Raw genomic sequence first — 15,915 nt, forward strand, 5'->3', positions numbered from 1 at the left:
ATGACGGACGGAACGGGCTACACCGCATTCAAGCAGGCCCGCGACCTGCTGCTGGATGCCTACGGCGATTACGACGCCGCGACGGCGAACTTCCAGTGGCCTACCTTCGGTGAGAAGTTCAACTGGGCGATCGACTGGTTCGACGCGTACGCACGCGGCAACGACGGTATTGCCCTGTGGATCGTCGAGGAGGACGGGTCCGAGGGCAAGTTCACGTTCGACTCCATGTCCCGGCGTTCCGACCAAGTGGCGCGGTGGTTGGAATCTCTGGGCATCGGCCGCGGCGACTCGGTGATTCTGATGCTCGGTAACCAGGTCGAGCTCTGGGAGTCGATGCTGGCCGTCATGAAGCTCGGCGCCGTTCTGATGCCGACGACCACGGCGATCGGCTCCGTGGACTTGACCGACCGCCTGCAGCGAGGGAAAGCCAAGGCCGTCATCGTCAACCCCGCCGATGCACCGAAGTTCGACGAGGTGCCGGGTGAGTATCTGAAGCTGTCGGTCGGTGCGCACGACGGGTGGACCGACTTCCGTTCGGCGTACGACGTCCAGGACGCGCAACCGTTCGAGACGGTGACAGCCCCCGACGATCGCCTTCTGCTGTACTTCACCTCGGGAACGACGAGCAAGCCGAAACTCGTCGAGCACACTCAGGTGTCCTACCCCGTCGGCCACCTGAGCACCATGTACTTCCTCGGCGTCAGGCCGGGCGACGTCCACCTCAACATCAGTTCACCGGGGTGGGCCAAGCACGCGTGGAGTTGCTTCTTCGCGCCGTGGATTGCCGAGGCGACCATCTTCGTCTACAACTACACGCGGTTCGACGCCACGGCGCTGCTCGCGCAGATCCGTCGCGCCGAGGTGACGACGTTCTGCGCACCGCCGACGGTGTGGCGCATGCTGATTCAGGCCGACATCTCCGGTGGCCGGGGTGCGCTGCGTGAGGCCATCGGTGCGGGCGAACCGTTGAACCCGGAGGTCATCTCGCACGTGCAGAAGCAGTGGGGGCTGAACATCCGTGACGGCTTCGGACAGACGGAAACCACTGCGCTGGTGGCGAACACGCCGGGCGCGGAGCTGAAGTTCGGTTCGATGGGTCGACCGCTCCCCGGTGTGCCCGTCGTGATCATCGATCCGGTGACCGGTGAGCGCGCCGACGAGGGTGAGATCTGCCTGGACCTCGAGCAGCATCCGTTCAACCTCATGACCGGCTACCTGGACAACCCGGCTCGCAACGCCGAGGTCATGTCCGGTGGGTACTACCACACCGGGGACGTCGCGTCGCGGGATGCCAAGGGCTACATCACGTACGTCGGACGCACCGACGACGTGTTCAAGGCGTCGGATTACAAGGTCTCGCCCTTCGAGCTCGAAAGCGTGCTCATCGAGCACCCGGCCGTGGCCGAAGCGGCCGTCGTCCCTGCTCCCGACGAGACGCGCCTGGCCGTGCCGAAGGCCTACGTTGCCCTCGCCGCCGGCTGGGAACCGAACGAGGACACAGCAATCGAGATTCTGAAGTACGCCCGCGAACATCTGGCGCCGTACCTGCGGGTGCGTAGAATCGAGTTCTTCGAGCTTCCGAAGACCATCTCCGGCAAGATTCGACGCGTCGAGCTTCGAGCCCGCGAGAATTCCGGTGAAGTCCTGTCCGGGGAGTATCGGGACGACACCATCCGCATGTGAGTGAAAATGTAGGTCGAGGCCTACATTCCACTTACATGAAAGGTGTTCCGACCGAAACATTTCTCGAGTCACGGGCCCGTGTAAGACCGCGCTTCTCGAGGATCGGCCGCACGCCTTCGCCGAAGTGGTAGGCCTCCTCGAGGTGCGGATAGCCGGAGAGAACGAAGTGATCGAGCCCGATCGACGCGTACTCGGCGATGCGATCGGCCACTTCCTCGTGCGAGCCCACCAAAGCTGTGCCCGCCCCTCCGCGGACCAGGCCGACACCCGTCCACAGATTGGGCGCGATCTCCAGTGAGCGGGCGTCGGCGCCTGCCGTGTACGCGCTGCCGCCGCCGTGCAGTTCACGCATACGACGCTGGCCCTCGGACACCGAGCGGGACAGGCTTTCCTGAGCCGCTTCGACGGTCTTGGGGTCGAGGGCACCGAGCAGGCGGTCCGCCTCTGCCCACGCCTGCTCGGACGTGTCTCGTGAGATGACGTGCAGCCGAATGCCGTAATCGAGGGTGCGGCCCTGCACCTCCGCCAGGTCTCTGATCCACGCGATCTTCGATGCCACCGCCGCTGCCGGTTCGCCCCACGTCAGGTAAGTGTCCGCGAACTGCGACGCCACCGTCCCCGCGGCCGGAGACGAACCGCCGAAGAAGATCGGCGGCGCCGGATCCGGATGACGCTGCAGCACAGCGTCTTCCACCTTGATGTATTTGCCGTCGAAGGACACCGGCCCGTCGTTCGCCCACAGGCGGCGGGTGACGTCGAGGAATTCACCGCAGCGCTCGTAGCGCTGGTTCTTGTCCAGAAAATCACCGAACCGTCGCTGCTCGTGGTCCTCGCCACCGGTGACGACGTTCAGCAGGAGACGTCCGCCGGACTGCCACTGGAACGTCGCGGCCATCTGAGCGGCCAACGTCGGACTGAGCAGACCTGGCCGTAGAGCGACAAGGAACTTGAGGGTCTCGGTGGTGTCGATCATCATCGCCGTCGTCAACCACGCGTCCTCGCACCACGCACCCGTCGGCGTCAGGACCGCCTCGAATCCGTTGCTCTCCGCTGCGGCGCCGATCTGGTTGAGATACTTCAGCGTTGCGGGTCGATCCCCGGACATCGACGATCCGTGTCCACCCGCCATCAGATTGCGGGAGTCGCCGTACGTGGGCAGGAACCAATGGAAGCGCGCAGACATGCTGAGCAAGTTTGGCAGGGTGGGATGCGCAGGTCCAGCGTTCGAATCAGCATGATTTCAATGGGTGAACCAGTCGGTCTGTCGTCTTACTCTGGCTCCACATGACCACATTTGCCGAGGCCGCGTCGGCCGAATCGGAGCCGGCCCGACGCAAGCGACTACGCACCGTCGTTGCCGCGTCGCTGTTGGGGACGACAGTCGAATGGTACGACTTCTTCCTCTACGCGACGGCCGCCAGCTTGGTGTTCAACCGACTCTTCTTTCCCGATCAGAGCTCGTTCGTCGGAACGATGCTGTCCTTCGCGACCTTCGCCGTCGGATTCGTCGTCAGACCCATCGGCGGCGTCGTGTTCGGGCACTTCGGCGACCGGATCGGGCGAAAGAAAACGCTCGCGTTGACGATGTTCATCATGGGAATCGCCACGGCGCTCATGGGCGCGTTGCCGACAACCGAACAGATCGGCGTACTCGCGCCGATCCTTCTGCTTCTGCTTCGGATTCTGCAGGGCTTCGCACTCGGTGGCGAATGGGCGGGGGCAGTGCTGCTCGCCGTCGAGCACAGCCCCGAGAAGAAGCGCGGACTCTTCGGCAGCATCCCGCAGATCGGACTTGCACTCGGTTTGGCATTGGGGACAGCGGTGTTCGCACTGCTCCAAACCGTGTTCGACGACGACGCCTTCCTCGCCTACGGATGGCGTATCGCCTTTCTTCTCAGCCTCGTGTTGGTGGCCGTCGGTTTGGTCGTGCGTCTGAAGGTCGAAGAAACCCCTGCCTTCCAAGCGGTTACCGACCTGAAGCAACGCTCGTCGGCGCCCGTACGCGAGGTATTCGCACGCAAATCCATTCGCAGCACCGTCCTGGGTTTGCTCTCCAGGTGGGGCGAGGGGGCCGCGTTCAACACCTGGGGTGTCTTCGCCATCACCTACGCAACGACACAACTGGACTACGAGAAGGTGCCCGTCCTGCTCGTCGTGACCGTTGCCGCGCTGGTGATGGCAGTGCTCCTGCCGGTTTCCGGTCTGTTGGTCGACCGATTCGGGGCCAAGCGGATCTACATCATCGGTATCGCGTTGTACGGCATCGCAGTGTTCCCGGTCTTCGCCTTGTTCGGCACCGGCAGTCTGTGGCTGTTCGGCCTGGGACTGGTATTGGTGTTCGGATTCGTCCACGCCCTGTTCTACGGCGCACAGGGAACGCTCTACGCAAGCCTCTACCCGACGGAAATTCGCTACACCGGATTGTCCATCGTCTACCAGTTCTCCGGCATCTACGCCTCGGGCGTCACACCGTTGATCCTGACGGCTCTCATCGCAGCAGGCAGCGGATCACCCTGGCTTGCCTGCGCCTTCCTCGTCGGAACCTCCGTCATCAGCGTCATCGCCACAGCCCTCGTCCGTAAGCGGGATCTGTACCTCTGACCGTGTCTTTTCCGGACCGAACGCCACATTCGGTCCGGAAAAGCGGGTGTCCGAAAGCGGGTGTCCGAAAGCGGGTGCCCGAAAGTGGCTGTCGGAAAAGCGGGTACGACGCTAAAGCTTCAGGAACGGTTCGACGACGGCGAGGACTTCGGCGCTTGCGGCGGGGGTGGTCGAGTGGTCGAATCCGCGGATGGTGTGCAGTTCGGAGTTCTCGACGAGTGCGGCTGCGGCTGCGGTGTCGTCGAGCCGCGTGGTGTCCTGGGATCCGACGTAGAACAGTGACGGGATCTTCAGGCCGCGCAGGTCGGCGTCGGACAGTCCGGGTTCTACGTCGGATGCCCGGAAGTAGGCCGCCATGGCGTCGGAGTCGTCGGCGGAGAACACAGCACGTGTAGCAGCGTCGACGGGGAACAGCCGGTGCTTGTTCCACTCCTCGATGAATCCGTCCATTCCTCGGTCGGCGAGGACGTCGGCGCAACCGGGGAAGAACAGCCGGTCGAAGGCGCCTTTCTGCGGTCCGTGCGAACCGCCGCCGGAGATCAGCTTGGTCACCCTCTCGGGTGCGCGTGCTGCCAGGGTCAGGCCGGCTCGGGCGCCGTAGGAGTAGCCCCAGTAATCAGCGCTGGGGACGCCTACCGCGTCGAGGACTGCCACGAGGTCGCCGACGATGGAGTCCATCGTGTACGCCTCGATCTCGTGCGGCTTGTCGCTTCGCCCGTGGCCGCGCATGTCGACGAGGATCAACGTCCGGCTGGGTCGAAGTGCCTTGACGTATCCGAAGGTTCGCCAGATCGTGTGCGTCAGCAGGCTGCCGTGCACCAGCAGCAACGGTGGTCCTGATCCCACGACCTGGAAGGCGATGCGGGTTCCGTCGGCGGGGTTGGTAGCGAAGTCCACGTGTTCATTGTGCTCCACCCCGGCGATGGAAGGCATCGACGGCTGCTTCAACGGTGTAGTGGAATCTGGACGCGTCGAATCTGCTGCCCACGCCGAAACGGATGAGCCGATCCTTGATCGGGCCTTTCATCTCGGCGAAGGCAAGGCGAATTCCTTTGTCCTCCAGGAACTGATCGAGCTCGACGAGTTCGTCGACGGCCGTGGTGTCGAGCCCGGTGATGGGTTCGGCGGCGACGACCACCCATTCCACCGGCACCGGAGCAGCTGCGACGGCAGTGCGAATGTACTGGTCGAAGATGTCGCCGTTGGCGAAGAAGAGCGGCGCGTCGAATCGGACGAGAAGCAGACCCGGGATCCGTTCACCGTCGGGGTGCCGGTCGATGTCGTGGAAGCCAGGACGGTCCGACGTTCGGACCAGCTCGGTGCGGTACGGCTGCCAGGCGCGCGCGACGACGGCGAAGAACGACAGGGCGATCGCGACGAGTATTCCCTGCAGCACCCCGACGAGGACGACGCCGAGGAAAGCGGCTGCCGCCAGACCGAATTCGACCCGACTCATGTGCCACATCCGTACGAGACCGGACACGTCGATCAACGACGTCGCGGCCACGATCACGACCGCACCGAGCGCCGCGTCAGGAAGGTAGGCGGTGATCCCGGGAGCAGCGAGGACGAACGCGAGGACAGCGAGAGCTCCCACGACCCCGGTCAGTTGAGTTCGAGCACCGTTCTGTTCGGCGACCGGTGTCCGAGATCCACTCGCCGAGATCGGGAATCCGCCGAACAACCCCCCGGCGACGTTGGCCACGCCGATGGCTTTCATCTCGGTGCTGCCGTTCACCTCCTCGCCGTGTCGGGCGGCGAAAGTGCGGGACAGAACGCCGGTGTCGGCGAACGCCAGCAGGGCTATCGCTGCGGCGGGCCCGATCAGCGACACGACGTCACCCCAGTCGACCCCACCGAACGAGGGGAGAGGCAGACCGCGGGGTAGTTCGCCGACCATCGACAGTCGATCGGTGAGATCGAGAAACGCGACTGCGACCATTGCGCCGACCACCGCAACGAGAACGCCGGGGATGCGCGGGATCCACCGTCGGAAAGCGGGAATGACGAAGAGGCATCCGAGTCCGACAACAGCGGCGACCGGGTCGATGTCGCCGCCCGGAACGGAACGGACGATCTCCGTGAACTGCCCCGTCACACCGTCCGCAGCCACGGAGAACCCCAGTACTTTCGGCAGCTGGCCGACGATGACGATGAGTGCTATCGCATTCAGATAACCGAGCCTGATGGGTTTCGACAGCAGTTGGGTGACGAACCCGAGCCGAAGGTAACCGCCCGCGATCAGGATCACGCCGACCAGCACGCCGAGGATCCCCGCCAACGCCAGAGCGCTCGCCGGGTCGTCGGTGACGGCCAATGGGATGACGGCGGCGGCGATGAGCGGCGCCAGCGACGAATCCGGCCCCAGGACCAGAATCTTCGACGGACCGACCACGGCGTACGCGAGCAGTGGAACGATCGTGGCGTACAACCCGGCGTATGCGGGCAACCCTGCTGCCTGCGCATATCCCATCCCGGCTGGAATGAGAAGAGCCGTCAGTACCAGGCCTGCCGTGATGTCGTTGCGTAGCCACTCGCGGCGGTAACCACGGGCAGTGACTACTCCGGGCAGCCGGCCGACGATTCCCGCTACGGTCATCGCTCGAACCTACAGCGACTCGGGCAAATCGGTCTCCTCGTCTCGGCCCAACTCCACCCATCTCGTCGGCTGGAGGTCTCGAAGGAACGGCAGATCATGGCTGACGACGACGAGTGCGCCCCGGTAGCTCGCCAGCGCCTCGGTCAGATGCTTCTTGCTGGCGAGGTCGAGGTTGTTCGTCGGTTCGTCGAGCATGAGCAGTTTCGGTGCGGGGTCGGCAAGCAGGATTCGGGCAATCGCCGCCCGCAGGCGCTCCCCGCCCGACAACGTCGACACCACCGCGTCCGCGTCGCTGCCGCGGAACAGGAATCTCGCGAGCTGGGCGCGGATCTGCTCGTTGGTGGCGTGAACGGCCACATCGGCGACATTCTGTGCCACCGTTCGTGACTCGTCGAACACATCGAGGCGCTGCGGCAGGTACCGCCACGGTACCGACGGTCCAGCCCTGTCGATCGTGCGCAGCAGGGTGGTCTTCCCGCTGCCGTTCGGCCCGATCAACGCAATGCGCTCCGGACCGACGATGGCGAGTTCGTCGACCATCGAGATCTGCTGACCGGCAAACACTTCCGTGTCGGGAAGATCGACGCGAATCTCCTTGTCGTCACGAAGTCGTTCCTCGGCAGCAGCGAGTACGTCCTGGGCGTCGTCGACCTTCTCGATGTGGTTGTTGCGCAATTTGCCCGCCGATACCTGAGCTGCACGTTTACGTGCACCCATGACAATCTTGGGCTCGCGCTTCTGCTCGTACATCTTCTTGCCGTACCGCGCCCGTCGATCGATCTTCGTTCTGGCCTCGACCAATTCGCGTTCCTGTTTGCGAACGTCGTTCTTGGCATCGTGCAGTGCGGCCCGCGCAGCCTCCTGCTCGGCATCGATCACCGACCGATAGTGCGTGTAGTTGCCGCCGAACATTCGCAGCCGAGTGGGCCCGGATCGGTCGGCCCTCAGCTCGGCCGTGGAGTCCATGAGATCGAGAAGTTCGATGTCGTGACTCGTCACCACCAGGACGCCGTCGAACGACTGAACTGCCTGGTAGAGCCGGGCGCGGGCGCGCAGATCCAAGTTGTTCGTCGGCTCGTCGAGCAGCAGTACGTCCGGCTCCGCCAGCAACTGTGCCGTCAGAGCCAACAGCATCGATTCACCACCCGACAGGGTTCCTATGACCCGATCCAGATCGGTTCGGACAGAAACGATGTGACCGAGGCCGAGTTGCCCGAGCAAAGCGACGGCCTGGTCCTCGGCGTCCCAGCGATTGCCGACCACGCCGAAGTCGTCCTCGGATCCTTCACCGGATTCGATGCGGTGCAACGCTTCTCGGAGAACGCGCAGCCCGAGGATGTCGTCGACCCGGCGATCGGTGTGCAGGGCGACGTCCTGCGGAAGGTATCCGACGACTCCGTCGACGGTGACCGAACCGCGGGTCGGTGTGTACTGGCCCGTGACGATCTTCAGCAGCGTGGACTTACCGGCCCCGTTCGATCCGACGAGTCCTGTTCTGCCCGAGGAGAACACAGCGTCGAGACCGTCGAAGACAGGATCGCCGCTCGGCCAAGCGAAGGTGAGATCGGACATGCGCAGAGAAGGAGAAGTAGACATGATTGCTCCAGAGGTGTGCGTGCAGGGATGCAGGCGAGAAAACCTCTAGAAGAGCAACGGCCTCTCCGATTCTGTTGGCAGCAAGGCGAGAACCACGATAGACCCGCGTCGGATCCCCCGCAACCCATTTACGTGAGTGGAAACATAGGCCAGCGGACAGGAGCGGAGCCTGCGAAGCGACCAGAAATCACCTGTCATTTCCACTCACGTAGGAATCGGGCATGATCGGACGGGTGCGCACATCCATGAAGACGGTTCCCGCTCTCTGTGCTGTGGTGGCACTGGTTCTTGCCGGCTGCGGGGACGACGGTCCACCGGAACCCATGACCACCGCGCAAGCGTTCGTGGACGCGATCAACAGCGGGTCGGCCGACGCGGCGGCCGCGCTCACCACCGACCCCGCCGCCGCGACGGCGTCGCTGAACGGCCTGTACGACGGTTTGAGCGGGGGCGGCACCGTGACGGCGACTCCCGATTTCGAGGTCGCCTCGGCATCCGACGAGGGCGGCGCGGTGACCCTCGACGCCACCTGGCGGTTCTCGACGACCGACGACGGCACCGAAGAACCCGACGGCGAACCGAAGCAGTGGCAGTACGACACCTCCGCCACGGCAACCGAAACGGAGCAGGGCTGGCGCATTCAATGGGACCCGGCCGTACTGGCACCGGGACTGTCCGCGGACACCACTGTCAGATACACCCCGACCGACGCGCTCGTGGCTCCGCGAGTGTTCGATCGAGGCGGCGCCGAGTTGATGTCGCAGCAGACGGTCACCCTGGTGAATGTCGACTCCACCGCCGATCCGGCGGCCGTCGCGTCGTTCATCACGCCGATCGTGCCGACCATTACTGCAGAGTCGATCGCCACCGATCAGGCTGCTTCTCAGGGGAATTCCACGACGGTGGTGTCGCTCCGGCAGTCGGACATCGATCCGATCGCCGCGCCCTTGGCCGCAACGCCGGGCGTCACGCTTGCCCCGCAGCTTCGACTGCTCACTACCGACCGAGCGTTGGCGTCGCCCGCGTTGACCGGGGTGTCCGAGCTGTGGCAGTCCCAGGTCGACGACAACAAGGGCTGGTCCGTTCAGTCGGTGAACACCGACGGCACGGTGACGCAGCTCGCCGGGCTCGACGCCACCCCCGCGCCGGACATCGCGACGACGCTCGACACCGGCCTGCAGCTCAAAGCGGAGAATGCGCTTGCGTCGATCCCGCAGCAAGCGGCGATCGTCGCGCTGCAACCATCCACCGGCAACGTGTTGGCGGTCGCGCAGAACTCGGCAGCCGATGCTCAGGGGCCGATCGCGCTGACCGGTCTCTACCCGCCCGGATCCACATTCAAGACGGTCACCACGTCCGCCGCACTCGAAGCCGGTACGGCCACCCCCGACACGGTCCTGCCGTGCCCCGGCACCGAGAACATCGAAGGTAGGCAGATACCCAACGACGACAACTTCGATCTGGGCGACGTACCCCTGCACACGGCGTTCGCGCGCTCGTGCAACACGACGATGGGACGCCTCGGCGTCGGCCTGCCCGCCGACGGCCTGCAGCAGACGGCACTGCAGTACGGCCTCGGCGTCGACTACGTGACGCCTGGCCTGACCTCCGTCACCGGCAGCGTCCCTCTCGCGGACACCCCGGCAGCACGCGTCGAGTCGGCCATCGGTCAGGGAGCGGTCACGGCAACACCGTTCGGGATGGCGTTGGTGGCGTCGTCGATCGCCGGTGGATCGCTGAAGCCCCCGACCCTGGTCCAGGGTCAACCGGGTGTCGCCGACAAGACGGTGGCGCCGGTCGACGTCACCGTTGCCGATCAGGTCAAGACGATGATGCGAGAAACGGTCACCGGCGGAACAGCCACTCAACTGCAGGACATCCCCGGCTTGCTCGGCAAGACCGGTACCGCCGAATTCGGCCCCGACAACGAAGGTGCTCACGGCTGGTTCGTCGGCATCCAGGACGACCTCGCCTTGGCGGTCTTCGTGTACGACGCCCAGAGCTCATCGCCGGCCGTCGACGCTGCGGGTCGATTCCTGCGCTGATCCGCTGACGGGTGCATTGACCGAACGTCACATTCGCTCGTCTTGCCCCTGGCCGCGCAGGTTTCAGCGGGTGCGCAGGTTGCAACCCGCGCGCTGGCAACAACCCGCGCAGTCGGCGATGAAACACGAGCGAACGTGCCGTTCGATCCGGAAAGGGGAGCCGGCGACGCCGAATCGTGACCGTAGCGAGTGAATACCGTGCTTGTTACTCGTGTGACTCTAGTGAATATTGTGACTCATGAGTTCTGTGGGGATGCCGGTTGTGCGCCGGATACGCGGCCGCTACGTGGTTGCTGTGGGGGCAAGTCTTGCCGTGACGTCGACTGTTGCGTTCTGGACGCTGGACAGTCCGCCCAGTGAGGGCGAGCGCGTCGTGGACCAGTTCGTCGCAGCACTCAACGACCGTGATGTCCAAGCCGCGGCGGCGTTGACCACGTATCCCAACGCTGCGGCTGCGAGTCTTCAGCAGATGTTCGACGGTTTGGCGGCGGGCGGGCAGTCGACGGGCGACTTCGAGGTCGGCCAGTTCATCGATCTGAGCGGCGACTCGGGATTCTTCACCGTCGATTCCGACTGGCATTTCCGTGACGGTCAGGATTGGGCCTACGACACTCGTGGCACGGCCAAGAAGCTCAGTGTCGGCTGGCGCATCGCGTGGGAGCCGGCTGTCGTGGCGCCGGACATGGTGCCGGGTGGTTCGGTCCGGTACGTACGCACCGATGCCGCGCCGCCGTCGGTCTTCGATTCGGCTCGGAACGTGCTGATGAACGAGCGGACGATCAACGCCGTCCTGCTCGACCCTGCGCAGATGCCGGACCCAGCGGCGTCCGCCGCGCAGCTTGCCGACGTCATCGACGTCGTCGCACCGCTGATCACGTCGGACTCGTTGCTCACCGAGTTGGCGGCGACGCCGGGCAGTTCGGTGCTCGCCGTCAATCTGCGCGACGACGACTTCGCGGTGCTCGAAGACGATCTCAGGGCCATTCCCGGTGTTGTCATCGCGCAGACGCCGAAGCTGATCGCGGGGGACCGCCGGATCACCTCGCCGCTGCTGGACTCGTTGCGCGACGCATGGCAGCAGAACCGCGATGCGACGGCAGGCTGGGCCGTCGACGTCATCGGTCCGGATGGGACGTACGTGCGGCAGGCAGGCTTCCAGGGGCCTGCCGGTCCGGATCTGCACTCGACGCTCGATCCGCGGGTTCAGCTTGCGGCCGAGGAAGCCGTGGTCAGTGCTCCGTCGTCGGCCTCGATCGTGGCGATTGCACCCTCGACCGGTGCGATAGTCGCCGCCGCGCAGAACAGTTATGCGAACGAGCAGGGACAGATCGCGTTCTCGGCGATGTATCCCGTCGGATCGGCGGCCGATCTGCTGGCCGTCGAGGGAGTGGATCCGACGAGTCTCGGTTTCGGCGTGGATTATTCGATGCCGGGCCTGAACGCCTACACCGGGCAGTTCCCGTCGAGTACTAGTTCCATCGACCGGTTCCGGAACGTCGGGAACACGTCGTCCGACGTCACGGTCACCCCGTTCGGCCTGGCCCAGATGGGTGCTGCCGTGGCGCGAGGTGGCGCGACGCTGCCGTCGATCGTCTCGGGTCAGACGGCGACCGCCAGCAAGGAGACTGCAGCGATTCCGGAGTCTGCACTGCAGCGTCTGCGCGAAATCTTCCAGAACTCCGCGCACGATGAAGGTTTTGCGGCCTACGACGGGTTGACCGGTTTCGCCGGTAACAGCGACGATGATCGCTGGTTCATCGGCACCCGAGGTGACCTGGCGTTCGCGGTGTACATCGAGGACGCGTACGGCACCGATCAGGCCGTGAAGATGGGCACGCAGATGCTGACTGCATTGGACTCCGGCACCACCGAGTAGCTTTACCCTTCGTGACTCTGCTCGAATTCGGACTACTCGTCGTCGCCGGTTTCTTCGCCGGCCTCGTGGGTTTCGTGACCGGGTTGGCGTCACTGGTGTCCTATCCGGCGCTGTTGATGGCAGGCGTACCGCCGGTCGCCGCGAATGTCACCAACACGGTGGCGATGGTGGCGGTCGGAGTCGGGGCCACCACCAACGCGTCGAGCGAGATCGCCAAGGACGGAAAGAAACTCGTTCGGTTGGCGGCGATCTCCGCTGCGGGTGGGCTAGCGGGTGCACTGTTGCTGCTGTTCGCGCCCGAGGGTTCGTTCGAGGCGGTCGTGCCGTTCCTGGTTGCTTTCGCTGCGATCGCATTGCTGGCACAGCCGCGTATTCGAAAGCTCGCTGCCGGAGGCGAATTTCCTCGTTTGTATCCCGTCTCGCTGTTTTTCGTGGCGATCTACGGCGGCTACTTCGGTGCAGGCGCGGGCGTGATCTTCCTGGCGCTGGCGTTGATCTGCACGTCCGACTCGATCTGGCGCGCAAGCATTCTGAAGAGCTTCTTCCTCGGTATAGCCAATGCAGTTGCGGCCCTGGTCTTCGTCTTCTCCGGTGACGTGCACTGGCTCGCTGCGCTTGCCCTCGCCCTCGGGGCGTTCGCGGGCGGTTACTGCGGCCCCCCGGTGGTGAAAGTCATCCCGCCGACGGTGTTGCGGATCGCCGTCGGAGTGCTCGGACTCGGCTTGGCCGTGTGGCTGTACCGGGGTTAGCGAACTCCGCTCAGCGAACTCCGCTCATCATCTTCTTGATCCACGGCGTGAGTGCGACGAGGACGACACCGACGGCAATGGACACACCGCCGACCGTGTAGAAGAACGGATCGGGGTTGTCCTGGTCGTAGTAACCCGCAAGCGTGCCTGCCATGGCCGAGCCGAGCGCAACGGACAGGAAGAACAGCGCGACCATCTGCGTGTGAAAGTTCTCGGGAGCGAGTTTGGTGGACAACGAAAGTCCGACCGGCGACAGGAAGAGTTCTGCGAACGTGAACAGCAACAGAATGCCGATGAGCGCCAGCAACGGCATCGACGCACCCGCGAGTGAGGGCACGAACGCCAGGAACGCGAGACCCATGATGGATACGCCCGCTGCGAATTTCAGAGGCGTCGACGGTTGGCGGTCACCCAGTTTGGTCCAGACGGCCGCGAATACGCCGGCAAAGATGATGATGAACACCGGATTTATCGACTGCACCCAGTTGGGCGGGAACTCCCAGCCGAACAGGTTGCGGTCCAGCTTGGAATCGGCGATGAGCGGGACGGTGGTGAACTGCTGCTGGAACAGTGACCAGAACGCCGCGCTCGCTATGAACATGGGAATGAACGAAATGACGCGGCGGCGCTCGATCTTGGTGATCTGCTTGCTGGAGAGAATGATTGCGAAATATCCGATTGCAGCGACGACGGTCACTCCCACCACCACGTCGGACAGATTCGATGCGGTGAGTGCGCCGAAGATCGCGAGGAGTGCGACGGCAACGATCGCAACGACTGCGATGATCGCCCACCGCGCACGCTCTGCGCTGGGCAGCGGATTGGGAGGTGTGGCTCCGATAGTGCCGAGGTGTTTGCGGCCGAGGGTGTACTGAATCAGTCCGAGCGCCATACCGACTGCAGCCAAGCCGAATCCGGCATGGAAGCCCGCAGTGTCCCACGCGAGGCCGGTCAGCAGCGGGCCGACGAATGCACCGAGATTGATGCCCATGTAGAACAGCGAGAACCCGGCGTCGCGACGGTTGTCGTGCTCGTCGTACAGATCGCCGACGAGGGACGTCGCGTTCGCCTTGAGTCCACCACTACCGAATGCGACGAGGACCAGACCGACCCCGACTCCGAGGAACCCGGGAAGAAGCGCCAGGGCGATGTGACCGAGCATGATCATGACGGCGCTGTAGAAGAGCGTGCGTTCCGAGCCGAGGAGCCTGTCTGCGATCCATGCGCCGAGGATGGTCGAGAGATACACCGTGCCGCCGTAGGCGCCCACGATCGACGTCGCCGAACTCTCGGCGATTCCGAGTCCGCCGTCGGCCACCGAGTAGTACAGGTAGTAGATGAGGATGCCTTGCATCCCGTAGAACGAGAACCGCTCCCACATCTCCACGCCGAAGAGGTTCGCCAGCGCGAACGGCTGCCCGAAGAACGCTGTGTCTTGCTTGCTCTGAACATCGGCCATTAGTGAACTGTCCCATGCTCAGGCGGCGAATTGGGGGAGATACGGTCAGTTTTTCGGGGTCGGTAACAACTTCGCGAGTGCGCGCCACCCGAGCAGGAAAACAGCAAGCACCGTCGACGCGACGACGGCGAAGCTGAAGGCCGTTCCCTGCCCGCTGATCACCCTGAGAATCATCCCGACGACAACCGTCGACACCCAGACGACGACTCCCGTCGGGAGGATCACGTAGGCGTCGAACTTGTCTCGATACAGCGCCCAAGTAGCAGCCCAGCCGACCGCGGCACCCGCCACGAACGGCCACGCAGTGTGCACGAGGCCGGTGATCGCACCCGCCTCGTCATGGCTGCGCCGGCCGATCGCGCAGAACACGATCACGAGAATCAGATCGACGACGGCGGCAATGATCGGGCTGCGCTTGGTCACCCACACAGAGTAAATGGGTCGTTCCTGCCGGCTCCACTCCCGTCCAAACGGGTCGTTCCTGCCGGCTCCACTCCCGTCCAAATGGGTCGTTCCTGCCGGCTCCACTCCCGTTTAATTGGGTCGTTCCTGCCGGCTCCACTCCCGTCCAAACGGGTCGTTCCTGCCGGCGCACGAGAGCACCGGGCGACCGAAGAGGTCACCCGGCGCTCAGGTGAAGAGGAGAGAGGCGGGCTGCATCAAGCAGCGAGGCCGGCCTCGATCTCGAGGGTCAGTGCGATCTTGTCGCCGACGACTGCGCCGCCGCCTTCGAGGGGCATGTCGATGGAGATGCCGAAGTCACGACGGTTGATGGTGGTGCTGGCCTCGAAGCCTGCGACCGGGCCTGCGCCCATTCCGGGGTTGACGCCGTTGAACTCGAGCTTCAGGTCGATGGACTTGGTGACGCCGTGGAGGGTGAAGTCGCCCGTCACCACGAAGTCGCCGCCGTCGGCCTTGACCGAGGTGGAGGTGAACGTAGCGGTGGGGTACTTCTCGACCTCGAAGAAGTCAGCCGTCTTGAGGTGGCCGTCGCGCTGCTCGTTGTCGGTGGTGATGGAGGTGACGTCGATTTCGGCATTGACCGAAGGGGTGCCGTCCTCGGCGACCGTGATGGCGCCGGAGAAAGCCTGGAAGCGGCCACGGACCTTGCTGACGACGAGGTGGCGTACCGAGAATCCGACGGTGGAGTGCGCCGGGTCGATGTTCCAGGTGCCTGCGGACAGTTCGGGCAATGCGATGGCGGTGGTCATGACAACTCCTGTTTGGTTGAAGGTTCAAGTTGTATCTTACACAACCGGACCGCGGTCCGCATCTATTCCCGCAGATAATTTTCGATTTCCGGACCG

At 64.3% G+C, this 15,915-nt stretch carries 12 protein-coding genes; 5 read left to right on the forward strand and 7 right to left on the reverse strand.

The annotated features are described in order from the left end of the window. The gene (locus ACFULT_RS03165; protein ID WP_378480577.1) at positions 1–1,683 is read left to right on the forward strand and encodes an AMP-binding protein; all 1,683 of its coding nucleotides are present in this window, start codon (positions 1–3) and stop codon (positions 1,681–1,683) included. A gap of 31 nt (positions 1,684–1,714) precedes the next feature. On the opposite strand, the gene ACFULT_RS03170 is transcribed toward ACFULT_RS03165, so the two are convergent. Next, positions 1,715–2,866, reverse strand: a complete 1,152-nt coding sequence (locus ACFULT_RS03170) for an LLM class flavin-dependent oxidoreductase (protein WP_378480578.1) — start codon at positions 2,864–2,866, stop codon at positions 1,715–1,717. A gap of 101 nt (positions 2,867–2,967) precedes the next feature. Between ACFULT_RS03170 and ACFULT_RS03175 the strand changes: the two genes are divergently transcribed. Further along, entirely contained in the window at positions 2,968–4,284 is a 1,317-nt protein-coding gene (locus tag ACFULT_RS03175; protein ID WP_378480579.1) for an MFS transporter, read from the forward strand. 111 nt (positions 4,285–4,395) lie between these two features. Here the strand turns inward: ACFULT_RS03175 and ACFULT_RS03180 are convergent, their stop codons facing one another. Genes ACFULT_RS03180 through ACFULT_RS03190 form a run of 3 tightly spaced genes read right to left on the reverse strand, consistent with a single transcriptional unit; the run spans position 4,396 to position 8,455 of the window. After that, positions 4,396–5,181 carry an alpha/beta fold hydrolase gene (locus tag ACFULT_RS03180; protein ID WP_378480580.1) on the reverse strand — a complete coding sequence of 262 codons (786 nt, stop codon included), beginning with the start codon at positions 5,179–5,181 and terminating at the stop codon, positions 4,396–4,398. A 4-nt stretch (positions 5,182–5,185) separates the two neighbouring features. Further along, positions 5,186–6,883 (reverse strand): SulP family inorganic anion transporter, encoded by a 1,698-nt coding sequence (locus tag ACFULT_RS03185; protein WP_037112075.1) that lies wholly within the window; start codon positions 6,881–6,883, stop codon positions 5,186–5,188. 9 nt (positions 6,884–6,892) lie between these two features. Then, positions 6,893–8,455, reverse strand: a complete 1,563-nt coding sequence (locus tag ACFULT_RS03190) for an ABC-F family ATP-binding cassette domain-containing protein (protein ID WP_378480902.1) — start codon at positions 8,453–8,455, stop codon at positions 6,893–6,895. A gap of 269 nt (positions 8,456–8,724) precedes the next feature. Here ACFULT_RS03190 and ACFULT_RS03195 point away from each other — a divergent pair, with 269 nt between their 5' ends. From ACFULT_RS03195 to ACFULT_RS03205, 3 genes are all read left to right on the forward strand, one after another. After that, the gene (locus tag ACFULT_RS03195) at positions 8,725–10,524 is read left to right on the forward strand and encodes a penicillin-binding transpeptidase domain-containing protein (RefSeq protein ID WP_378480903.1); all 1,800 of its coding nucleotides are present in this window, start codon (positions 8,725–8,727) and stop codon (positions 10,522–10,524) included. A 253-nt stretch (positions 10,525–10,777) separates the two neighbouring features. Further along, positions 10,778–12,400 (forward strand): NTF2-like N-terminal transpeptidase domain-containing protein, encoded by a 1,623-nt coding sequence (locus ACFULT_RS03200; RefSeq protein WP_378480904.1) that lies wholly within the window; start codon positions 10,778–10,780, stop codon positions 12,398–12,400. Positions 12,401–12,411: 11 nt separating this feature from the next. Continuing rightward, positions 12,412–13,149 (forward strand): sulfite exporter TauE/SafE family protein, encoded by a 738-nt coding sequence (locus ACFULT_RS03205; RefSeq protein ID WP_094719932.1) that lies wholly within the window; start codon positions 12,412–12,414, stop codon positions 13,147–13,149. A 10-nt stretch (positions 13,150–13,159) separates the two neighbouring features. Here ACFULT_RS03205 and ACFULT_RS03210 read toward each other — a convergent pair whose 3' ends face one another. The 3 genes from ACFULT_RS03210 to ACFULT_RS03220 all read right to left on the reverse strand — a co-directional run bounded on the left by ACFULT_RS03210 (position 13,160) and on the right by ACFULT_RS03220 (position 15,819). Continuing rightward, positions 13,160–14,608, reverse strand: coding sequence for a peptide MFS transporter (locus ACFULT_RS03210; protein ID WP_037112068.1), 1,449 nt, complete (start codon positions 14,606–14,608; stop codon positions 13,160–13,162). 45 nt (positions 14,609–14,653) lie between these two features. Next, complete coding sequence (locus tag ACFULT_RS03215; protein ID WP_378480581.1) at positions 14,654–15,037, reverse strand: DUF3054 domain-containing protein; 384 nt, start codon at positions 15,035–15,037, stop codon at positions 14,654–14,656. Between the two features lie 230 nt (positions 15,038–15,267). After that, entirely contained in the window at positions 15,268–15,819 is a 552-nt protein-coding gene (locus ACFULT_RS03220) for a YceI family protein (protein ID WP_019667830.1), read from the reverse strand. Positions 15,820–15,915: the final 96 nt, after the last annotated feature.

The sequence above is a fragment of the Rhodococcus sp. NPDC057297 genome (genome assembly GCF_042667435.1).
Taxonomy (GTDB): domain Bacteria; phylum Actinomycetota; class Actinomycetes; order Mycobacteriales; family Mycobacteriaceae; genus Rhodococcoides.